The 22,634-nt window shown below is 60.3% G+C and carries 17 protein-coding genes and 2 pseudogenes; 16 read left to right on the top strand and 3 right to left on the bottom strand.

The annotated features are described in order from the left end of the window. Window positions 1–19: 19 nt before the first annotated feature. Window positions 20–775, bottom strand: a complete 756-nt coding sequence (locus tag J3489_RS04885; protein ID WP_206996557.1) for a TetR/AcrR family transcriptional regulator — start codon at window positions 773–775, stop codon at window positions 20–22. A gap of 206 nt (window positions 776–981) precedes the next feature. Here J3489_RS04885 and J3489_RS04890 point away from each other — a divergent pair, with 206 nt between their 5' ends. The 13 genes and pseudogenes from J3489_RS04890 to J3489_RS04950 form a co-directional block, all read left to right on the top strand. After that, the gene (locus J3489_RS04890; protein ID WP_309491337.1) at window positions 982–2,604 is read left to right on the top strand and encodes a bifunctional 3-(3-hydroxy-phenyl)propionate/3-hydroxycinnamic acid hydroxylase; all 1,623 of its coding nucleotides are present in this window, start codon (window positions 982–984) and stop codon (window positions 2,602–2,604) included. A 12-nt stretch (window positions 2,605–2,616) separates the two neighbouring features. Further along, entirely contained in the window at window positions 2,617–3,687 is a 1,071-nt protein-coding gene (locus J3489_RS04895) for a VOC family protein (protein ID WP_206996559.1), read from the top strand. A 37-nt stretch (window positions 3,688–3,724) separates the two neighbouring features. Next, window positions 3,725–4,681, top strand: a complete 957-nt coding sequence (locus J3489_RS04900; RefSeq protein WP_206996560.1) for a fumarylacetoacetate hydrolase family protein — start codon at window positions 3,725–3,727, stop codon at window positions 4,679–4,681. Further along, window positions 4,678–6,654 carry an acyl-CoA synthetase gene (locus tag J3489_RS04905; RefSeq protein ID WP_206996561.1) on the top strand — a complete coding sequence of 659 codons (1,977 nt, stop codon included), beginning with the start codon at window positions 4,678–4,680 and terminating at the stop codon, window positions 6,652–6,654. Before J3489_RS04900 ends, J3489_RS04905 begins: the two co-directional genes overlap by 4 nt. A 449-nt stretch (window positions 6,655–7,103) precedes the next feature. Beyond that, on the top strand, window positions 7,104–7,844 hold the full coding sequence (locus tag J3489_RS04910; RefSeq protein WP_206996562.1) for an OmpW/AlkL family protein: 741 nt from the start codon (window positions 7,104–7,106) through the stop codon (window positions 7,842–7,844). 155 nt (window positions 7,845–7,999) lie between these two features. After that, window positions 8,000–10,978, top strand: a complete 2,979-nt coding sequence (locus tag J3489_RS04915) for a molybdopterin-dependent oxidoreductase (RefSeq protein ID WP_206996563.1) — start codon at window positions 8,000–8,002, stop codon at window positions 10,976–10,978. Between the two features lie 10 nt (window positions 10,979–10,988). Then, window positions 10,989–11,852, top strand: coding sequence for a 4Fe-4S dicluster domain-containing protein (locus tag J3489_RS04920; protein WP_206996564.1), 864 nt, complete (start codon window positions 10,989–10,991; stop codon window positions 11,850–11,852). A gap of 2 nt (window positions 11,853–11,854) precedes the next feature. After that, window positions 11,855–12,898, top strand: coding sequence for an alcohol dehydrogenase catalytic domain-containing protein (locus tag J3489_RS04925; protein WP_206996565.1), 1,044 nt, complete (start codon window positions 11,855–11,857; stop codon window positions 12,896–12,898). 395 nt (window positions 12,899–13,293) lie between these two features. Next, the gene (locus J3489_RS04930; RefSeq protein ID WP_206996566.1) at window positions 13,294–13,701 is read left to right on the top strand and encodes a hypothetical protein; all 408 of its coding nucleotides are present in this window, start codon (window positions 13,294–13,296) and stop codon (window positions 13,699–13,701) included. A gap of 158 nt (window positions 13,702–13,859) precedes the next feature. Then, a pseudogene (locus tag J3489_RS04935) lies at window positions 13,860–14,459 on the top strand (TetR/AcrR family transcriptional regulator); the annotation flags it as partial. A gap of 263 nt (window positions 14,460–14,722) precedes the next feature. Further along, window positions 14,723–14,926 (top strand): hypothetical protein, encoded by a 204-nt coding sequence (locus J3489_RS04940; protein ID WP_206996568.1) that lies wholly within the window; start codon window positions 14,723–14,725, stop codon window positions 14,924–14,926. A 118-nt stretch (window positions 14,927–15,044) separates the two neighbouring features. Continuing rightward, on the top strand, window positions 15,045–15,893 hold the full coding sequence (locus tag J3489_RS04945) for an enoyl-CoA hydratase-related protein (RefSeq protein WP_206996569.1): 849 nt from the start codon (window positions 15,045–15,047) through the stop codon (window positions 15,891–15,893). Window positions 15,894–16,080: 187 nt separating this feature from the next. Next, window positions 16,081–16,308, top strand: a pseudogene (locus J3489_RS04950) (IS5/IS1182 family transposase); the annotation flags it as partial. A 1,203-nt stretch (window positions 16,309–17,511) separates the two neighbouring features. Here the strand turns inward: J3489_RS04950 and J3489_RS04955 are convergent. Next, the gene (locus tag J3489_RS04955) at window positions 17,512–17,760 is read right to left on the bottom strand and encodes a hypothetical protein (RefSeq protein WP_206996570.1); all 249 of its coding nucleotides are present in this window, start codon (window positions 17,758–17,760) and stop codon (window positions 17,512–17,514) included. 219 nt (window positions 17,761–17,979) lie between these two features. Continuing rightward, a complete protein-coding gene (locus J3489_RS04960; protein ID WP_206996571.1) occupies window positions 17,980–18,369 on the bottom strand; it encodes an HAD family hydrolase in 390 nt (129 codons plus the stop codon). Window positions 18,370–18,614: 245 nt separating this feature from the next. On the opposite strand from J3489_RS04960, the gene J3489_RS04965 reads away from it, so the two are divergent. The 3 genes from J3489_RS04965 (at window position 18,615) to frc (ending at window position 22,624) form a co-directional block, all read left to right on the top strand. Then, window positions 18,615–19,334: a GntR family transcriptional regulator gene (locus tag J3489_RS04965; protein ID WP_206996572.1), complete on the top strand. Its 720-nt coding sequence runs from the start codon at window positions 18,615–18,617 to the stop codon at window positions 19,332–19,334. 271 nt (window positions 19,335–19,605) lie between these two features. Next, entirely contained in the window at window positions 19,606–21,348 is a 1,743-nt protein-coding gene (gene oxc, locus J3489_RS04970; RefSeq protein ID WP_206996573.1) for an oxalyl-CoA decarboxylase, read from the top strand. A gap of 25 nt (window positions 21,349–21,373) precedes the next feature. After that, on the top strand, window positions 21,374–22,624 hold the full coding sequence (frc, locus tag J3489_RS04975) for a formyl-CoA transferase (RefSeq protein ID WP_206996574.1): 1,251 nt from the start codon (window positions 21,374–21,376) through the stop codon (window positions 22,622–22,624). Window positions 22,625–22,634: the final 10 nt, after the last annotated feature.

Here is a 22,634-nt window from a genome sequence, read left to right on the forward strand (position 1 = left end):
GCAAACCGCGCTTCTCGCATCACTCCACATTGACTTCCGACTCGACGACCGGAAGGCGGCGGTGGGCGACCTTTTCGGCCTCGGCTCGCTTGAGCCCGAGCGTTTGCAGGAGGCCTGCGGCAGCACGCTCGGCGAAATGCTCTCCGCTGAAGCTGAATTTCTTCAGGGCGTCTGCCGCCGGCGCGCCAGGGGCGACGAAGTTCAACTCGGCGGCGATCGCGGCAAGCACCATGCCGCCGACCGAAAGGAAGGCAATGAAGGGGTCGGCGACGACGAAACGTTTCGCGGCGATGCCCCGTTCGATATCCCGCAGTAGCCGCTGACCCAGGCCGCGGCTCATCATTCGCACCGAAAACCCTTCCCGTATCAGGAACTGTCCCCACACCGGCTCGCGCCGGGCACGCATCAAGGTGTGACGCGTGGAGACGGCGATGACTTCGGCCGGGTCCGCCAGGTCGCCGGTAAGGCGGTCGAGCCAGTCGGCGAACTCCTCGAACACGGAATCGACGAGCGTGGAATAGATCGCCTCCTTGGATTCGAAGTGGTTGTAGAAGGAACCGAAGCCGACGTCGGCGGCTTCGGTGATTTCGTTGATGGCTACGCCTTCCATGCCTTTTACGGCCATCAGTCGAAGTGCGGCGTCGAGGAGACGGGCACGCGTCTCACGCTTGCGGCGCGCGCCGCGCGGCTCGCGCTCATCGGCCTCCACGGCGGGGGGGACAGGCGCCTGCGGGATGGGGCGCTTTTTTGTCTGGCGATTCGGGGTGCTCGGCATGACGGTTCCGGTCTCTGGTTTTTCCCAAGTATAGATTCTATTGTCTATATTGACAAAATCATCAGCGATGACTCTAATGTCACAAAACCCGGCCGATCGAGACCGGACGAATAAACAAAGCGATGAACGGAGTCAGAGTGGAGACAGGAACACAAACCGGAGCTGAGCCGGTCGAGCTAAATGAGCCCGTTCAGTCAGGGACGGGTGTGCTGCCGTCGGCGGTGGACGTCCTCGTGGTCGGATACGGTCCGGTAGGGGCCGTGATAGCCGTGCTGCTGGCGCGTCACGGCGTGCGTGTAATGGTGGTCGACAAGGCCACCGGGATTTTCATGGCGCCCCGCGCAATCGCGCTCGACAACGAAGCGTTACGTATCCTGCAACTTGCCGGCATAGCGGAGCGCGATTTCGATACCGTTGCCATACCGTACGTTCGCATGTGGTCGCCCACCCTGGGTCAGTTCGGCAAGGTGAATTCGCTTGGCAGTCTGGACGGCCATCCGAAGCTCGTCACGTTCTATCAGCCCGACCTCGAGCGGTGTCTGCGCGAGCGGCTACAAACCTATGACTGCGCGCATATCGCCCTCGGCTCCGAACTACTCGCCTTCACCGAGGAACGCGACCACGTGCTCGCCACGCTGGACGTCGGGCGAGGGCGCACTCATACCGTCCGGGCTCGTTATCTTGTCGGTGCCGACGGTGCGAGCTCGCTCGTTCGCCAGCTCATCGGGCAGGAATTCAAGGGCAAGACCTTCGCTGAGGACTGGCTCATCGTCGATGCCCGCAACGTCCCGAGGCCCATCGATCATATCGAGTTCATTTGCGATCATCGCCGACCGATTCCCCACATGGTGGCGCCCGGCGGACGGGAGCGCTGGGAGTTCATGCTGCGCCCTGGCGAGCGTCGCGAGGAAATGGAATCCGACGCCCGCGTCCGAGAGCTGCTCGCGCCATGGGGCGACGTCGACGGCATGATCATCGAGCGCAAGGCCGTCTACCGTTTTCACGCCAGGACCGTCGATGCGTTCAGCAAGGGCCGCGTGTTTCTGGCTGGCGACGCTGCCCACATCACGCCCCCGTTCGTGGGACAAGGGTTGGTCGCCGGACTGCGGGATGCGGCCAATCTCTGCTGGAAGCTGGCCTGGGTCATTCAGGGACGCGCGGGGCCGCGGATTCTCGAAACCTACGACGAGGAACGGCGCCCTCATGCGAAGGCGATGATCGACCTTGCGAAGTTCATGGGAAAGCTCGTGATGCCGCGCAATGCCGCCATCGCGTTCATCACTCACGGGTTGATGCGTCTGTCGCGGATGGTGCCGCGGTTGCGCGCGCAGTTCGAGGAGCTCGAAATCAAGCCGAGGAACGCATTCCGCCGCGGACTCTTCGTCAAGGGGCGCTCGGCCACGCGGCTCGTTCGCGGCGCTGTCTTACCGCAGGGCTGGGTGAGAGCGCCCGACGGCAGCACGTGCCTGAGCGACGAGGCGCTCGGGCAAGGACTTGCGCTGATTGGCTTCGGCCGCGACTTGAGAGCGTCGCTTGACTCCGCCACGGCGGCAGCCTTTGCTCGCGCGGGCGGCACAGTCGTCCATATCGCCCATCGGGGACAGCGGCTGCACCCGGCTAGACAGGAAAGCTGGGAGGACCTCGACGGCGTATTCATGCCCGGTCTCGTGCCAGTCGGATGGGCCGCAGTCGTCCGGCCCGACAGGACAATTGTTCACGACGGACCGGTGACTGATGTTTCCCGGATCGTGCGGGAGAGTCTCGCGTTGCTGGGTACCCCAGTGAGCGTGGCGACGCCCGCAGTCGAAACCGCTCTTCGAATCGCCTGACCTCTTCTCGCCATGAAAATGACCAATGTACAGCCGGCCCGTCATCCGAATCCCACGACCAAAGCGTCGGCGCTGGCCTACCTGATATTCGATCGTCCGGACCTCGAGAAAGCCGAGCAGTTTCTCGCTGACTTCGGACTCCAACCTGTCTCATGGGATGAATCGCAACTACTTTTGCGGGGCACAGGCGCCGCGCATTTCTGTTACGTGGTCCGCAAGGCGCCAAAGGCGCGGTTCGTCGGTTTCGGACTACAGCTCGACAGCAAAGCCGATCTGGACGCGCTTGCAAGGATCTCTGGCGCTTCGGGGGTGGAACCGTCCCCTTGGCCGGGCGGCGGCTACTACGTGCGACTCACCGATCCCTCCGGCTTTCGCGTCGACGCCATAGCGGGACAGACGCCTGCCGTGTTCTTGCCGCATCGTCCGCCGTTGCGATTCAACTCCGTTGATGCGACGGTCCGCATCAACGGGACGCAGCGGCCACCCACGGGTGCGCCGGAGGTCATCAAGCTGGGACATGTCGTACTGGAATTGGCGGACTTTCAGGAGACTTGCGCATGGTACACGCAGCATTTCGGGTTCATCCCGAGCGATGTGCAGGTGCTTCCGGACGGCTCGCCGGCCGTTGCTTTCATGCGGCTCGATCGTGGTGATCGGCCCGCCGATCACCACACACTCGCACTGGCCCAAGGGTTCGTGCCGACTTATAGCCACAGCGCCTATGAATTGGTAGACGCCGATGCGCTCGGTATGGGGAACCGCGTTCTGCGCGAGAAAGGGTGGACGCACGCTTGGGGAATCGGGCGGCACATCCTTGGCAGCCAGGTCTTCGATTACTGGCAGGACCCGTGGGGCGACAAACACGAGCACTACTGCGACGGCGACCTGTTCACGGCTGACAAGCCGACGGGCACGCACGACGTGAGCCGCGAAGCAATGGCCCAATGGGGGCCAACGATGCCACGCACCTTTACGAAGCCAAAGTTCACGCCGTCCAGCTTGATGGCGCTGTTTCGCAACCTGCGCCGTAGCCCTGACTTGACGGTAAGAAAGCTTTTGACGCTGGCCAAGATTTTTGCCTGAAGGCCAACCGATTTCCTGACACACGAGAGACGCACATATGTCACTGCACGTTCTGCATTACAAGCACCAAGGCCGCGCCCAATGGGGTGTGGTCAGCAAGGGTGTCATTACGCCGATCCCGGGCGACTTCAAGACGACCGCCGATTTTGTTGAAGCCAATCCGGTCGAAAGGCTGAGCGTGCTCAGCGGTCCAACGATTCCGGAATCCGAGGTGGAATGGCTGTCGCCCGTCACCGCCAATCAGCAATTCATTTGCCAAGGGGCGAACTACAGGCAGCACATGATCGAGTCGGGCATGGACCCGGATGCGAAGAAGTTCAACATGATCTTCACGAAGGCGACAAGTTGCATCGTCTCCGCCGACTCGCCGCTCGTGAAGCCCAAGCATGTGAAGTTCCTCGACTACGAGATCGAACTGGGCCTTGTGCTGAAGTGCGACATCACGTCCGGACGGACCATCACGGAAGAGGGCCTGCACGAGTACATCGCCGGCCTGGTGATCGTCAACGATTACTCCGCTCGCGACATCCAGATTCCCCAGATGCAGTTCTACAAGGGCAAGAGCTATCGCACGTTCGGGCCGGTCGGCCCTTACCTGTGCTTGCTCGAGCAGCGCGATATCCCGACGCTCAAGGCGCTCGACCTCACCTTGACAGTCAATGACGAGGTTCGCCAGAAGGACTCGACGGCAAATCTGGTCTACGGCCCGGCGGAGACCTTGACGGAGCTTTCCAGCGTGCACGATCTTCGCACCGGGGATCTGATCGCAACGGGCACGCCCGCCGGTTGCGCACTGAGCATTCCGTCACCCGAAAAGATGCGCGCGGCGGCGCAGTTGCCTGAAGCGGAAAAATGGCGGCTCTTCATAGAGATGCAGGCGCAAAGGCCGCAGTATCTGCGGGCGGGTGACCTCGTGGAGGCGCGTATCACGAGCGTCGACGGGTCGATCAATCTCGGTGTCCAGCACAACCTTGTCGTAGACGAGGCAGCATGAAAGGCATCGCGACCCGGAAAGACGTTCTTGCGATCGAAGCGCAAGGGCTGCCGGCTGACCTCCCGGTCAGCACATACGTGATGATCCGTCGCGCCGCGGCTATCGATCCGTCGGCGCCTGCGCTCTCGTTTTTTCTGACCGCGGACGCTCATCGGGATGCGGAGTGTTGGACCTACGGCGAACTGGTACGTGATATTACGCGTACCGCGAACATGTTCACACGCCTTGGTGTACGCCGGGATTCCGTAGTTGCATATGTTCTTCCGAATCTTCCAGAAACGCATTTCGTGATCTGGGGAGCGGAAGCGGCCGGCATCGTCTGCGCGATTAACCCTTTGCTCGAAGGCGGGGCGATTGCCGAGTTGCTCAACGCATCGGGGGCCAGTGTACTGGTGACGCTCGCGCCGTTTCCGGGAACCGATATTTGGCAAAAGGTGCACGCAGTCATCGACAAGATCACGTCTTTGCAACATGTGGTGCTCGTGAATCTGGCCGAACGCGTCCCGGGGGCAGCACGTTTCGCAGCGCGGATGCTGCAACGTGGCGAGTGCTTGAGGCTGCACGGAAAGGGGGGGATGCGCAGCGCGGTTCCAGCGCACATCGAGATCCACGACTTCGGCACTACCATTGCGCAGGAGTCTGGGACAGCGCTCCGTAGTGAGCGGCACTTCCTCGCCGACGATGTGTCGTCGTACTTCTGTACAGGTGGGACGACCGGGCTGCCGAAAATCGCGATGCGCTGTCACGGCAACGAAGTGGCCAACGCCTGGAGCACGGGTCAATTCTTCGGCGAAAGCATCGGGCCAGGCAAGACGCTTTTCTGCGGACTCCCACTCTTTCACGTGAATGCCGTGATGGCGACGGGTCTGTTGCCTTTCTCCAAAGGCGCGCATGTTGTGCTCGGCACGCCACAAGGCTATCGAGGCGATGGTGTTGTCAAACATTTCTGGGAAATCGTCGAGCACTACCGCATCAATTTCTTTAGCGGTGTCCCGACGCTTTATGCGGGGTTACTCGATATTCCTGTCGGCGAGCGCGATGTGAGTTCGCTGGAGTATGGGCTGTGCGGTGCGGCTCCCATGCCGGTCGAAGTTTTCCGGTCCTTTCAGGAAACGACGCGGATCCGGATTCTCGAGGGCTATGGCCTGACCGAGGGGACCTGCGTGAGCAGTGCCAATCCGCCGTTGGGGGAGCGGAGGCTCGGATCGATTGGGCTTCGCATCCCTGGCCAGGAGATGAAAGCCATCATTGTAGACGCTGACGGACGATATGTACGGAATTGCGAGACCGACGAGGTCGGTCTGCTTGCTATTTCCGGCCCGAACGTCTTTCTCGGATATATCGAGCCAGAGCAGAACAAGGGCCTCTGGCTGGACCTTGGCGATGGTAGGCGCTGGCTTAATACCGGCGACCTCGGGCGTTGCGATGCTGAAGGGTATTTCTGGCTGACTGGCCGCAGGAAGGACTTGATCATTCGCGGCGGTCACAACATCGATCCCGCCGCAATAGAGGAACCGCTTCATCGCCATCCCGCCGTCCAGATTGCTGCGGCGGTAGGTCGTCCCGATGCACATGCTGGCGAGTTGCCGATTGCTTATGTCCAACTCAAGCCGGGTGCAACCACGACTGTAGACGAACTCATCGAGTATGTGCGACGCGAGATTGGCGAGCGTGCAGCGCTGCCTAAGCAGATCAAAATCCTCGACGTGATGCCGCTTACCGGGGTGGGCAAAATTTTCAAGCTGGAACTGAAGCGGCGCGAAACGGTGGACGCACTACGCTCGGCACTCTCGGAGGCCGGTGTCGAGGGGGCAACCGTGAGTGTCAGTGAAGACACGTCGCGTGGAATTGCACTTCATGTCGAATTTTCCGACCCGGCGCTCGTGGCACTAGCGACGTCGGTGCTCGGCCGATTTCCGTTTGCATTTTCGATTTCCATCAACCCGGCGCATTCCGTTGCACCCCTAGATTAAAGGTTAATCACCGCCTATGCGTCCCCGCTCGGCATTCAAAATGTAATTTCATAGAGTTAGTAGTGCAAAATTATTTAAACGAGAGGAAGTGGGTGTTGCATTAACAAGGTCCTCGCGTTTGCTGATCGAAAAATGGCTCGGGCCAGCTCGTTCATGGCCGATTGGGGTTGCCCGATTCGGTCGTGCATGTGCGGATCGGGGGCTATGTACGTATTGAGATTTCGCTGCCGACAAGCCCGATTGGTTTCTTTTTCTCTCGACACCGCGACGGTGCGTGATGCCTGTTCTCGGGCGAGGCAGAACACTCGGCCATGCACGCTTACTAGAGTTCAGGGCCTTGGAGGCATGCGGTACCCGCTACAAGTCGCGGAGCACGAGTGAGTGCCCGGTTCGAACGGTATCCCCACGGATTTATAAGAATTTTCACACCAAGAGACAGGACGAGACACATGAGGATCTATAGGAGAACGGTCAGCTCTGCTGCCGTGGTGGCTTCCATCTGCGTGGCTGCATTTACCGATAATGCAAATGCTCAGTCGGCCGGAAGCGCGACGCTATCAGTAGGTTGGCTCCACGTCGCGCCGCAGGGCGATGCAACGCCGCTGACGGTGGAAACTGTTGGCGGCGTGCCGGTGAATCAACAACTGGTCGGTAGCGGGGCGCACGCGACCTCCACGGATACGATAGGGATTACCACGGAGTACTACGTCACGGATAAAATCGGTGTCGCGCTGCTTTATGGACTCCCACTCAAAGTAAATCTGGTTGGCAATGGGACGCTCCAGAAGTACGGCACCCTCGGCTCAACGACGCCGATGCCGCCCGCCCTCGACCTTCGATACCACCTGTTTTCGGCCGAGTCGAAATTCCGTCCATTCATCGGACTAGGTGTGAACTACACGTGGTTCACACAGGTCCGGGCGACCAACAGCCAGTTTATTACCGATAGTTTTGGTCCCGGCGGTTCCGCACACGCGACGCTCAGTTCATCGTGGAATCCGGTATTTGAACTTGGGGCAAATTACGCGATTACAAAACACTGGTCTGTCGGTGCCTCTCTTAACTACATTCCGGTGAAGACAAACCTTACGCTATACGGGCAGACCGCAATGGGAACGCAGATCGTGTCCAAATCGACGCTTCGACTCAATCCCCTTAGCGTCTTCTTGAACGTTGGCTATACGTTTTAGCCACGCTGCTCCAAAGCGACCCGACCTTCCCTGGACTCTAACCCGCAACCCCGCAAAACCCGCGTTCTCCCGAGCTGCTCACCACCTCGGGAGAAACGGTCGGTTATTCCCTGATACCACCGTCTACGCACCAAAGCTTCATTTTGGATCGAACGATGAAACGACAGGTCCTGAAGACCATTCTCTATGCCTTGCCAAAGATCCTTGGCCTGACGGCACGCCGCTTCCCCGCCTATCGTGATCGCCTTAAGGAGCGTGATCTCGTCGCCTGGATTGGGCTCATGGATGAAAGCGTCGGCCGCGTCATCGAGATCAAGAATGGCCGCATTCGGTCACGCGCCGGCAAGCGTTCGCGGCCCGACGTGCGCATGGCCTTTAAGGATGTCGCCACCGCCCTGAAGTTTCTTTCGCCCAATCCGGACCCGGGCGAAATCATCCACGCCGCCAAGAACTTCAAGGTGGTGACCGACGGCGAGGACGAGTTGTTGGTTTGGCTCATGCAAACTCTGGGCATGATGAAGACCGTCGGTCTGCCGATGGGCACGCCCATGCGTGACGGCACCCGCCGCTACACCACCTGCACCAATGGCGGACCGCTCTTCGTCTACGTCAAGGATGGCCGCATCGTCCGCGTGACCCCCATCGAACTGGACAATACTGATCCGCCAAGTTGGGTGATCGAGGCGCGCGGACGCCGCTTCAGTCCGCCACGGCGTGGATTGGTCGCGCCTCACGCCTTGACGCTCAAGTCGCTGGTTTACTCTGACAAGCGAATCCTTCATCCCATGAAGCGGGTCGACTTCGACCCCGACGGTGAACGCAATCCCCAGAACCGAGGCAAGTCCGGCTACGTGTCTATCAGCTGGGATGAGGCTCTGGACATCGTTGCCAAGGAGATTAACCGACAGAAGCGCGTTCACGGTCCCGGTTCGATCACATTCCCAATGTCGTCCCACCACCAGTGGGGCAACGTCGGCTACTACCTCAGCGCGCTGACGCGCTTTGCTAACCTGATTGGCTTCACCCGCGTCGCCGCGAATCCAGACAGCTGGGAAGGTTGGTACTGGGGCGCCATGCATCATTTCGGCAACTCGATGCGCATCGGTGTGCCCTCCGGCTATGGCGGCGTCGAGGATGGTCTCAAGGAAGCCGACATGATCGTCTTCTGGTCCTGCGACCCCGAGAGCACCAATGGGGCCTATGCGGGATTTGAGGGGACGCCGCGACGTTTGTGGGCCAAGGAACTCGGCATTGAGTTCGTTCATATCGACCCACACTGCAACCCTACCGCCCAGCTGCTGGGCGGGCGCTGGATTCCGATCCGACCGCAAACCGATGCCGCCTTGGCGACCGCCATCATGTACGTATGGGCGGTGGAGGGTCTGTACGACAAGGCTTATGTTGCCACCCGCACGACAGGATTCGATGAGTGGAGGGCGTATCTTCTCGGTGAATCCGACAGTATTCCCAAGACTCCCGAGTGGCAGGAAAGCGAGACCGGCGTGCCCGCCAAAGACGTTCGCGCGCTTGCGCGCCTATGGGGAAATAAGAAGGTCCATTTGGCCGTTGGGATGACCGGCGCGGGATTTGGCGGCGCGGGCCGCGGGGCGACTGGAGCGCAATGGGCGCGCTGCATGATCATGATGATGGCCATGCAGGGCTGGGGCAAGCCGGGAGTCAATTTCGGCTGCCTCGAGGTCGGTGCCCCCCACGATCTCCAATTCTACTTTCCGGGCTACGCGGACGGCGGCATTTCCGGGGACCTGGCGTGGACCGCCAACGCGGTGAACAACTATCAGCGCATGCCGCACATCTTGACCATGAATCCGGTCAAGCAAATGGTGCCGCGGCAGCAATTGCCCGATGCCATCCTCAACGGGCACGCCACCGGCTACCTCTGGGACGGGATGTCCCAGGAAGCCCAGTTTGCGCCGTTCAGCTACCCCATGCCCGGCTATTCGCCGATCCATATGATTTACCGCTACGGTGGGTCCGCCTTCAGCACCGTGACCAATTCCGGACGCTGGGCCGACGCCTATCGGCACACGAGCATCGAGTTCGTCGTCAACCAGTCGATCTGGATGGAGGGCGAGGCTCCGTTCGCCGACATCATCCTACCGGCGTGCACTCCGCTGGAGCGCTGGGATATCGGCGAATGGGCGAATTCTGGTGGCTACGCCCACCATGGGTTTGGCACAGTGAATCATCGGATGCTGACGCTGCAGCACAAGTGCATCGAGCCTTTGGGCGAGTCCCGCTCCGATTATGACATTTTCACTGCCATCCTGACGCGGCTGGGCCTGGGCGGGGTGTTCACTGAAGGATGCGGCGAGCTGGACTGGGTCAAGCGGGTGTTCGACTCCTCGGATCTGCCTGATCACATTTCGTGGCGCGAGTTCTGCCGCAAGGGCTATTTCGTCGTGCCGCCCGAAAAGCCAGAGTTGCGCCATCCCGTGGACATGCGTTGGTTCGCGGAGGGCCGGCGAAAGGACTTGCAAGAACCTCATCCGCTGCCGTCCCAGTTCGCCGAAAAGTTCGGCGTGGGCCTGCAGACGCCGAGCGGCAAGATCGAGTTCGTGCCGGAGTTACTGAAGCGGCACACTGCGGACAATCCCGATCGGCCACCGCTCAACCGATATATCCCATCCTGGGAGGGCCTGCGCTCGGACCTGGCCCGGCGCTATCCGTTGCAGTTGATCGCCACGCACAGCCGCTACAGCTTCCATACCCATTGTGACGGCAAGAATTCCTCGGTCAACAGCGTCGAGGACCACCGCGCCCTGATAGGCGGTCACTGCTTCTGGCTACTGAGGCTCAGTCCGACCGACGCGGCCATCCGAGGCATTGCCCATCGCGACCTCGTCAAAGTGCATAACGACCGTGGAGCCGTGATCTGCGCGGCCGACGTCTCGCCGTTGGTTAGCGCGGGAGTGGTCAAGTCGTACGAGGCGAGCGCCGAATTTCAGCTAATCGAAATCGACGGCGAGCGCGTCGAGATCGGCGGTTGCATGAACGTGCTCACACCCGACCGGCCTCAAACCGCCGGCACCAGCAGCATGAGCCCGAATTCCTGCCTGGTGCAGGTCGAAAAGTGGCGAGGCGCCGAGGCGTTCATGCTCGGTCGCGCAGCGTGAGGAACATGGAATGAGCAAGTGGAATCTGGTTATCAAAGTCGGGCGTTGCGAGAACTGCCAGAACTGTGTCATTGCCGCGCGGGACGAGCACGTCGGCAACGACTTCCCCGGTTATGCCGCGCCAGCCGCGGCTAACGCCGACAGCCCCGTGCGCATCGTGCGCCGTGTTCAGGGCGACTCGCATATGGTCGAGACCACGTATCTGCCGGTCATGTGCAACCATTGTGACGAAGCGCCGTGCATGCGTGTGGGCGGTAGCGCCATTCGCAAGCGGGCCGACGGCATCGTCATTATCGATCCCGAGAAGGCGCGGGGCCGGAAGGACATCGTGAAGTCGTGCCCGTACAAGGCGATCGTCTGGAATGAAGAGCTGCAACTGCCGCAGACCTGGATCTTCGATGCCCATCTGCTCGATCAGGGTTGGCGCCAGCCGCGTTGCCAGCAGTCCTGTCCCACCGACGTTTTCGAGACGGTCAGGCTCGATGACGCGGCGATGGCCGAGAAGGCTCGGCGCGAGGGACTCAAGGTATTGCGGCCCAACCTGGGCACGAAGCCGCGCGTGTGGTACAGCGGCCTCGAGCGCTGGGAAACCTGCTTCATCGGCGGAAGCGTCAGCGCGCGGATGGGAGATGTGGTCGAGTGCGTCACGGATGCGGTCGTTGCCCTGTACGTCGGCAATCGGAAGGTGGCCGAAACCGTCTCGGATGGCTTCGGCGATTTCCGGTTCGGTGGCCTGGCCAAGGAAAGCGGCATCTACAGAGTCGAAATTCGTCATGCCCTCGGCAACGCCTGGCGCAATTGCGAATTGGCCGAAAGCGTTTACCTGGGCGAGATCAGGCTGGCCCAGTCGACAAACGGCGCGGGGGGCGCGTGATCATGAGCACCGCAACGAAGCTGCTTTGCCTGAGACCGGCGGACCCTATCCCACTGGAGACACGAAGAACCGCGATGCCCCGACCGGGCAAGGGCGAGGTTCTGGTCCGGGTCGAGGCGACGTCGGTCAATCCCATCGACGTTAAGCGCGCCAAGGGGTACGGCCGGCGTCTCCTGAGCCTCAAAGGGGCAGGAAAGTTTCCTCTGTCCCTCGGCAACGATTTTGCCGGAGAGATCGTTTCAGTGGGCGCCGGTGTCAGCCCGTGGCTACCGGGCGACCGGGTCATGGGGTTGGTGCCTACAGGTAAGAAGGGCGGTGCGCATGCCACGCACCTGACGGTGAACGCTCGCCTAGTGCGGCCGATGGTCGGCGGGCTCGCTTCCAACGAATTGGCGGCTTTTCCCTATACTTTTACCACGCTCTGGCTGGCGCTACGCGGCGCTGGCATCAATGAAGGCAATGCAAAAGGGCGGAACGTGCTGGTGCACGGTGCATCGGGTGGCCTCGGCCAGTTGGCGCTTCAGGTCCTTGGGGCGTGGGGAGCTTCAGTCACCGCCATCTGCAGCAAGGCAAACATCGACCTCTGCCGGAATCTCGGCGCGACCAGAGTATGGGACAGGACCCGCGGCCGCTTGGACGAACTGCCCGATTATTTCGACGCCTGCCTGAATTTCGGCGCCTGGGAGGATGAGGCAGCCCTTCTCGGCCGGCTCCGGCAGGGAGCCCTGGGATACGCCACAACCGTTCATCCGCTCCTCAGCAACATCGACCGCTGCGGTCTTCTATTGGGGGCTTGGCGCTCGCGCCAGGACTGGCGGCGTATGCAATCGCTGGCCGACGCGAAGGGCGCACAATACCGCTGGATCATATTCCAACCGGAAGCAAACGCGCTCGACATGCTGCACCCATTCCTCACGAAGGGCGCGTTGACGCTGTCCGTGGGCGTGTCGGTGCCATTTTCCGATGCAAAGCTGGCGTTCGAACACGCCGCCCAACACAAGAAGGGGCGCGCGATTTTGCTTCCCATGGAGGCTCCGGCAAGTTGACGAGCGCGGAGTCCCTGCGCGGCTCAAGAATAGCCGGTTCGAGCTGGCTCATCGCACACTTCGATTTCCTCTGCGCGTTCGAAAGATGCGTCGCCCGCTACGTTCTCGTGCTTTTAATATTGACATAAATATCAATGTTGAGTTTAATGTCACGATTGTGGCCTGCCCGGTGTCACGATGGAGGGCGATGTCGTGGGCGCAGCCGCGCGGCTCGTGGTGTTGGGGCGTGTGCCGATGCAGCTTCCCGTGGGCGCGCGACGTGAACTCGTGCGCGTCGTCGACTGACGGCATATTCTCACCGTCGAATACGAAGGCAGTAAGGCGGGCTTCATCAAATTGAGTAGGTTGATAACGCTTGCCGAGGCAGCACTTTGAATGCAACGCGCCTATCAGCAATGGCGGCACTGTTCGGTGCAGCGATCGCCGGCCTGACATCCGTTGTCGCGCAACGAACGCAGGCCAAGGCTGAGTGGCTTGCGCACGACCGCATCCGCCGGCAGGAACTCTATAAGGAGTTCATCGAGGAGTCCTCGCATTGCTATGTACACGCGCTTCAGCACAATGAGCCGGACCTTGCTGCTCTCGTCAGTCTGTTCGCGAAGATAAGCCGTATGCGTGTCCAATCCTCGACTGAGGTTGCGAACGAGGCCGATTTGGTTGGGCGAAAGATTGTGGATACCTATCACGCGCCGGAAAAAACATTTATGCAACTGCGCGAAATGCTCGGCGACGGTTCGATGGACATCCTCGGTCGATTCAGCGACGTTTGTCGCGCCGAGTTCGCTTCGCTGCGGGAGCGGTAATTGTGAGTGAAGAGTCAACGCGGGGGTTGCACGAATTGGTCGGGGTCGGCCGGGACACTGTCAAATTCTGTGTCGAGAGAACCAATGCGAAACCCGTCATCTGACATGCGCGCCTATGTGGTGGCACTACCGATGGTGATCTCATTAGTACGGGTTCCATGAAGCGGGAACGCATGACACATGCACAGCGCGGAGAACAGACGCGTGAGCACCTACTTGAGGCTGCGCGGACGATGTTCGTCAAAAAGGGATTGGCCGCCACAAGCGTGGAGGACATCGCTGCCGCGGCCGGCTACACGCGCGGCGCGTTCTACTCGAATTTCGACGGTAAGCCGGAACTGCTGCTTGAGTTGCTGCGCCGGGACCACGACAGCGCGCAGGCCAATCTGCGAGCGATCATGGAAGAGGGCAGCACTTCCGCTGGAACGACGGCGTGCGCCATCGCTTACGACAGCCGATATTTTCGTGATCAGGACTTCTTTCTGCTTTGGGTCGAAGCGAAACTACTCGCGTATCGAGACGCGGGTTTTCAGGAATGCTTTAACGCCTTGCGGCATGAAAAGCTCGACCAGGTCAGCGCGTACATCCGCGCATTTTCGGAGCGCGACGGCAGATCATTGCCCCTGCAGGCGGATGCCCTCGCACTCGGCTTAGTGAGCTTGTGTGATGGAGTGCAGTTCTTCAGACTCTGCGATCCGCAGATGGTGAGCGACCAGGTGATGCAGACCGTGCTTGCCGGATTTTTTTCCTGCGTATTGCGGCGGGGGGCGGAAGAAGCACCGCAGGCCGATTATCGGGAGGGCGTGCCCGACCGAGGCCACGGACGTTGGACGCCCACCGCGGGCGCCGACAATACCCATGACCCGGGCCCAGCACGGTGAAATTGAAGGCAACTGCCTTGCCAACGCGCTGTACCCCGATCACCCTGGCGGCCGTCAGAACTCGAAGCCCCACAGAGGTCTTTAGTCTCGTACGGTTGGCGCCGGTAGTTGTGTATGTGAAGCTGAAAAGGAGACTGTCAATGTATTACGACCGTACGAATTCCCAAATTATCGATCACAGAAGCGGCACGAATGATCCGAGCGACGTGGGTTCGGCTTCGAACAATGTCGTCGAGCTGATCAATGCCACTCCGGCGAAGAATTGGGCATGGGCGCACCATAGCGACTTATACGACTGGATGGACTCGCATAGTCCGTTTCCTGCATCAGGCTCGTCGGAGTGACCGCGGAATGGCGGCGCAAGCTATCGGCGATTCAGGGAACTCGAATCGCGTCGGTCGTCCATTGGCGACCGGCTGGGAAAATCGCCGCAGACTTAAGCCAGACTTCTCGAGGTTACCCGTGCATAACGAATACTTTCAGATCAGCAACGAATCCGGCATCGCACATCTCCAGCTGAACCGTCCCGACCGCTTCAATACGATGGGCCAGGCCTTCTTCACCGGGTTGCGCGACGCTGTACTGACGCTCGATGGCACGGGCGATACTCGCGCCCTTGTCATCAGTTCCACCGGAAAGCATTTTTCGGCCGGAATGGCGCTCGACGTGTTCACCGGCACGATGGATGGGTTTGACAACAGCAGTCCACGGGCCCGGTTGGGCTTCCAGCACGCATTGAGAAATCTGATGGATTGCTTCGATACGCTCGATCAGGTCAGGTTTCCCGTCATCTGCGCAATTCAGGGCGGCTGCATCGGCGGAGGCCTCGATCTCGCCGTCGCCTGCGACATTCGCATTTGCACGACCGATGCATTCTTCGCATTGCAGGAAACTCAGATCGGCATGACGGCTGACCTCGGTGTGCTCCAGCGCCTGCCGAAAATCATTCCCGCCGGCATGGCCCGCCAGATGGCCTACACCAGTGAGCGGTTGAGCGCCGAGCGTGCATTGGCAGTGGGCCTGGTGAATGCCGTGTTGCCCGATGCCGAGGCGCTGCTCCAACACGCGATGGAACTGGCCCGAACCATCGCGTCGAAGTCCCCGCTGGCCGTTGCCGGGTGCAAGACTGCGATCAACTTCGCGCGCGATCATAGTACGTCCGAATCTCTGCGTCATATGGCCTTGCTGCAGAGCGCGATCTTCGACACCCAAGATCTTGCCGAGGCAATTTCGGCCTGGCATGGAAAGCGACAGGGTCGCTTCGACGCATTGTCGCCGCTGGTAACCCGCGAGACGGGCAATCCGCGGTGACAGGGAGCCGCTGCAGGCCAGTCGCGCACTCGCTGGTTTGCAGCCGTCCCGCTGGGAAGGTCAAAATCCGACGGGAAAGTCCTGTTCCATTGAATCGACCGTCCTCGACTCGCTTCCCGGCCGCGCTAACTCGCAACGGATCTGATGCAAAGTTCTGGCGCGAGCCAGCAAAAGGCCTGCAAGGTATCCCGACGGTCGGTCCATGGCAACACGCGGAAGAGGCTCCGGCATAGTCGGCTGCAACGTTCAGGCCGCCGTGGACACGAAGCATCACCTGATCGTTGAACACGAGGTAACTAACGTCGGAAACGATCACGGACAACTCAGTAGGATGGCACTGTCTGCGAAGACCGCGATGGGTAAGACAAAGCTGAAGGTTATGGCGAACCGGGGTTACTTCACCGGCCCGGAGATATCCTTCAGCGCAAGGACGGCGTCGCTCACGATGGACCACATAAGAAAAGTCGCGCACGACGACTCCGACGGTTGAAGCGGGGCTGCGCCTCGGCGGTGTCCCGCTGCGCTCTCTCGCTCTTCGGTGGCTACGATGCACGCTCGCGCAGGATTTGCGGGAAGTTAATCCATCGAGGTAGTCTGACCACAAGGTCAGCATTTCGCGGCGTGCCGTTAGGTACACGGCCCGGTTGTACGCGCCGCGGACGCCCGTCGGCGCGTGCACGAATTGGCTTCGCCGACGTCGTTCAGAAAATCAGCCGCGTGCAACGTGGTGCGTCCCATGACGCGAAGGCCATCTGCGACCGTCACGTTGTTCGAGTAGAACATATTGTCCAACGCCTTGAGCAGCGATGACGGGGTCATTGGAATGTCCGGTGATTTCCCGTCGGGAAATACCAAATCACTCTGCTCCCCCAGGTCGTGCAATTAGGTGAATACTGTAACCGTCCGGTCAGTCAACGGTACCTCATGCGCCCGGCACAGCTTGGTCCCCGCAGCACGTATGGACCATAATCGACCGTCAAGGTCGATCTCCACCCGCTTTTGCTGCCGGACCGAAGCGATGCTCAACACGACAAGTGATTCAGCCCTATTTTTTCCGTTAAGCTCCAACCTTACTCGGCAACTAAAATCGGAACTCTGTGCGCGTGTAAGTGCGGCAAGGATCTGAGGCAGGAGTCGAAAGTCGTAACTCGATTTTCCGCTGGTTTACGCGTGAACACGCCAGATGCCCGCTATATCGGTCTCTGAGAGTCGGAACTTAATTGTGCGTTGATAGCGGTTCTCAACCGGGAATATCGTTCCTACTCGGTCAAATCGCGCCAATTTCGGGAAGAAAGTCCTTACCTCGCTTGTTGGTGAGGACTTTCCGCCGGTGGTCGAACTCGCTGCCGACGATATGAACGCTCTGTAGGTGAGCATTTTCGGGACTCGGAGGGCGCCTGAGTTCTGCAGCACTCCACCACCGCCATTCAGAGCGGCACGTCCTCGATCAGGGCCCCAATCGATGGGCAATATCGTAGCGCACACGATGCCTGTATTGGCCTGGATGATCGACGATAAAGCGCTCGAGCCGCACGTTCCAGTCTGGGAAAAGTCTGCGCGCACACGGCACGGTCCGTTTCACCAGACCGGGTTCGGCTTTTAGGAACTTGCATGCCATTCAAGTCCCAAGCCGATACGCGGTCATCGAGGGACGCTGCATGCGCGGCGGAAATACGCACCAGCCGCCATCGCCGTGTCGAAAGAAGAAGATTGCTCGCGGGCCGGTTCTAGTTGACGCTTCGACGTGCGCGTAGCGCCCCGCGTCTCCGCGTATATGCCCAAACCGAACCACGCGGATCCGTCCGCCCGGACCGGGTGCAAGCCACTTCTCGACCAGATAATGCAGCGACTTCTCGGCGGTGTTCATGGTCAACTCCTGCGACCTTGTCCCTTGGCTCTTCGTGCCGGCGCTCGGGTACGGCGACCTTTGCACGGTGCATCGGGATGATCACAAGAGTAGGGCTGTTTATATATTCGCGATAGTTAATGTTTTTTATATTTAAGATAACTAATAGATAATCGATCGAGGATGTCCGGCGCCATCGACGATTGGGCGGATAGCGCCGCGCTCCGCCTCGATCCGCAATCATGCGCCGACAAGTGCAGGCAAGCTCAAGTCACCCGAGACGCGCGTTGCTGGCGAGATCGCTTGCGGCACGTTCGCGGCGCGACTCCCGGTTGCCGCAGCCCCGGCTAACGTCGGGAGACATTGCGGCATGCGAGCGGTTTTCTTTTCGAGAATGGCCCGACTCAAGAATTCCGCGCTGTACGCGTGGAGCAGGTGCTTATGGTGGTCCTGGATGTACGCCGTGATCCGTGCTTGTTCACCGTCGATTGCTGCGAGCGAGATGAGGGTTTGCGCGTCCCAGCGAAAGCGCAGCCCGAGCTCGGCGAAGGCCGTGTTGTACGCGCAGAGCTGTGCTTGCACCTCACGATCATGCGCGAGTTCGTGTCCCTCACTATGTACCTGACCCATGTTCGTCTCCTTCGGTTGAGAGGTTCAACCGAAGAGTAAGAACGGCAGTCAATAAATGATAGTTAAAGTTTTATTTGAAAACCATAAGCTATTGACTATGCATCGTTCTCTCGCGGAGCTCGCTTGAACAACAACTGGTGTGTGATATACAGTATAAAAAATATGTTTTGACGAGCCGCTGCACCGCAACATACCGTCAGGCGGTCCTATGTAGGAATCTTTCAAGAATAGGGGACACATTACCGATGGCTGCTGATTCGCATGAGGATGCTCGTCCGACGCCTGTCGCCTTGGTGTTGACGCCGATCAATGCTTCGGCTTCGTTGCGCAATCAAGCGTACGCAAGGCTGAAACAGGCCATAGCCGAAGCCGATATTTATCGCTCGCATGAGGAGTTCCGGCTCGACGAAAAGGAGCTGACCGAAGCGCTCGGCGTAAGCCGGACACCGGTGCGCGAAGCCATGACGCTGCTCGAGCAGGAAGGATTCCTGCGCACGGTACCGCGACGCGGAGTCTACATTCTGCGTAAGACGAAGAAAGAAATCGTCGAGATGATCTATATGTGGGCGGCGCTTGAAAGCGTGGCCGCGCGGCTTGCGACGCTGCGCGCGTCAGACGCGGACATCGCGGCGCTACGCCATATGTTTGACTATTTCAGCGAGACGACGCCGGCGGACCACATCGAAGAGTACTCAGACGCGAACATTGCCTTTCATCAGGCAATTGTCCAACTGTCCAAGTCGCAGATCATTGCCGACACGATCAAGAACATCTTCGTGCACGTGCGGGCGATTCGCCGGACGACGATCGCGCGGAGCGACCGTGCGTCACGCTCGATCGGGGACCACATGCGCATCATCGAAGCGCTTGAACGGCGCGACACGGAACGGGTCGAGGAGCTCGTGCGCCAGCACTCGCTGGATCTCGCGGCGTTCGTCGAAGCCAACTGCGATTTCCTCGACTAAGCGATGCGTCGGGCTTCCGCATAAGCCTATGCGCTGCCCTCCAGCCCCCATCGCCGACTGACTCGGCCTCGCGCGGCAGCGACCGGTGCCGCGTTGTCCCTTTTCATCCCCATCCGGTATTTCACGTCCGAAGGGCGATGCCGCCTTTGGATCGGTGGACGCCTCCTTTTTGCTGCGACGCCGCATCAAAAGATCTACGAGTACTGTTGACAAATACTGTGTGTAGTATATGGTATATCACAAATCACACCGCCCCTTAGGAGGAGACGTCATGGCAGAAGTCGTTGGGATCGTCCAACCGCAGGCCGCCACTGCAGAACACCCGCATGAAACGACGGACGGGTTCCATCTCGTCATCGATGCGCTGAAGCTGAATGACATCGACACGATCTTCGGTCTGGTCGGCATTCCCATTACCGATCTGGCCCGCCTTGCGCAAGCCGAGGGCATGCGCTTCATCGGCTTTCGTCACGAACAGAACGCGGGCAACGCGGCAGCCATCTCCGGCTACCTGACCCAAAAGCCCGGGATCTGCCTGACCGTGTCCGCGCCAGGTTTTCTGAACGGCCTGACAGCGCTCGCCAACGCCACCACCAACTGCTTTCCGATGATTCTCATCAGCGGCTCCAGCGAGCGCGAGATCGTCGATCTGCAGCAGGGCGACTACGAAGAGATGGATCAGCTCAATGCCGCCAAGCCCTATGCGAAGGCGGCCTACCGTGTCTTGCACGCCGAAGACATCGGCATCGGTGTTGCACGTGCGATCCGTGCGGCCGTGTCCGGCCGTCCTGGCGGTGTCTATCTCGACTTGCCGGCGAAACTGCTGGCCCAGACGATCGATGCAGCGAAAGCGAAAAAGTCCCTGGTACGTGTCGTCGACGCGGCCCCGCGTCAAATTCCGGCGCCGGATTCCGTCAAGCGCGCGCTCGATCTCCTGAGGAGTGCAAAGCGGCCGCTGATTCTTCTGGGCAAGGGCGCTGCCTACGCCCAGGCCGACGCGCCAATCCGCGATTTCGTCGAGAAGACCGGCATCCCGTACCTGCCGATGTCCATGGCCAAGGGGCTGCTGCCCGACACGCATCCGCAATCGGCATCGGCTGCGCGCTCGTTCGTGCTGGCGGAAAGCGACGTCGTGGTGCTGATCGGCGCGCGCCTGAACTGGCTCTTGTCGCACGGCAAGGGCAAGACCTGGGGCGGGCCGAAGCAATTCATTCAGGTCGACATTTCGCCGACCGAAATCGACAGCAACGTGGCCATTGCGGCTCCGGTTATCGGCGACATCGGATCCTGCGTGTCGGCCATGCTCGCCGGCATCGATTCCGGCTTTGGCAAGCCTGACGCCACATGGACGGGGGCCATCGAAGAGCGCAAGACCAAGAACCTCGCGAAGATGGCGGCAACGCTCGCCCAGAATCCGTCGCCCATGAATTTCCACAGCGCGTTGCGCGCGATCCGCGACGTCCTGAAAGCGCGTCCGGACATCAACGTTGTCAACGAAGGCGCCAACACCCTCGACTACGCTCGCAGCATCATCGACATGTATGAACCGCGCAAGCGCCTCGATTCCGGCACATGGGGAATCATGGGCATCGGGATGGGTTATGCGATTGGCGCGGCAGTCACCAGCGGCAAGCCGGTTGTTGCGATCGAGGGCGACAGTGCGTTCGGGTTCAGCGGGATGGAACTGGAAACGATCTGCCGCTACGACCTGCCTGTTTGCACCGTCGTATTCAACAACAACGGCGTGTATCGCGGCACCGACGTGAACCCGACCGGAGGCAAAGACGTCGCGCCCACCGTTTTCGTCAAGGGAGCGCGCTACGACAAGATGATCGAAGCATTCGGCGGCATCGGATACCACGCCACGACGCCGGAAGAACTGACCCAGGCCCTGCTCAAGGCCATCCAATCCGGCAAGCCGACGCTCATCAACGCCGTTATCGACGAAGCGGCGGGCACCGAGAGCGGCCGCTTGACGAATCTGAACCCGCAAAGCGCGGCGATGAAGAAATGACGCCAGCAACTCCAGGAGAATTGAAGTGACTAAGCCCCTCGACGGTATCAAGATTATCGACTTCACCCATGTTCAGGCGGGTCCTGCCTGTACGCAAATGCTGGCCTGGTTCGGTGCCGATGTGATCAAGGTCGAACGTCCCGGCGCGGGCGATGTGACGCGCAGTCAGTTGCGCGACATCCCGAACGTCGATGCGTTGTACTTCACGATGTTGAACAGCAACAAGCGCTCGCTTACGCTGGATACGAAGAAGCCCGAAGGCAAGGAAGTGCTGGAACGGCTGGTTCGCGAATCCGACGTGCTGGTGGAGAATTTCGGTCCGGGCGCGCTGGACCGGATGGGTTTCTCCTGGGAGCGCCTCAAGGAACTCAACCCGAAGATGATCGTCGCGTCGGTCAAAGGCTTCAGCGACGGGCATCACTACGACGACCTGAAAGTCTATGAAAACGTCGCCCAATGCGCCGGCGGCGCCGCATCGACCACCGGCTTCTGGGACGGCCCGCCGACGATCAGCGCTGCAGCCCTCGGCGACAGCAACACCGGCATGCACCTTGCGATCGGCATCCTGACTGCGCTGATCGGACGGGCCAAAACCGGAAAAGGTCAAAAGGTGGCCGTATCGATGCAGGACAGCGTGCTGAACCTGTGCCGAGTCAAGCTGCGCGATCAGCAACGTCTCGAGCGGGTCGGCTACCTCGAGGAGTATCCGCAATATCCTCACGGCACGTTCAGCGATGTCGTGCCGCGCGGCGGCAATGCCGGCGGCGGCGGCCAGCCGGGCTGGGTCCTGAAGTGCAAGGGCTGGGAGACGGACCCCAACGCGTATATCTACTTCACCGTCCAGGGCCACGCATGGGAGCCGATCTGCCGGGCCCTCGGCAAGCCCGAATGGATCAACGACCCGGCGTACATGACCGCCGAGGCCCGTCAGCCGCACATCTTCGAAATCTTCGCGACGATCGAGGCATGGTTGGCCGACAAGACCAAATTCGAGGCAGTGGACATCTTGCGCAAGTTCGACATTCCGTGCGCGCCGGTGCTGACGATGAAGGAACTTGCCGACGACCCTTCGCTGCGCGCGAGCGGCACGATCGTAGAAGTTCCACACAAGGAACGCGGCACCTATCTTACGGTGGGCAGCCCGATCAAGTTCTCCGAGCTCAAGCCCGAAGTCACCGCTTCGCCGCTGCTCGGAGAGCACACCGAAGATGTGCTGGCGGGGCTCGGATACACCAAACAGCAGATTTTCAACTTGCGGGAGGTCAAGGCTGTCTAGCGGCGCAGGC

This window comes from Trinickia mobilis (assembly GCF_017315705.1).
GTDB classification, from domain to species: domain Bacteria; phylum Pseudomonadota; class Gammaproteobacteria; order Burkholderiales; family Burkholderiaceae; genus Trinickia_A; species Trinickia_A mobilis.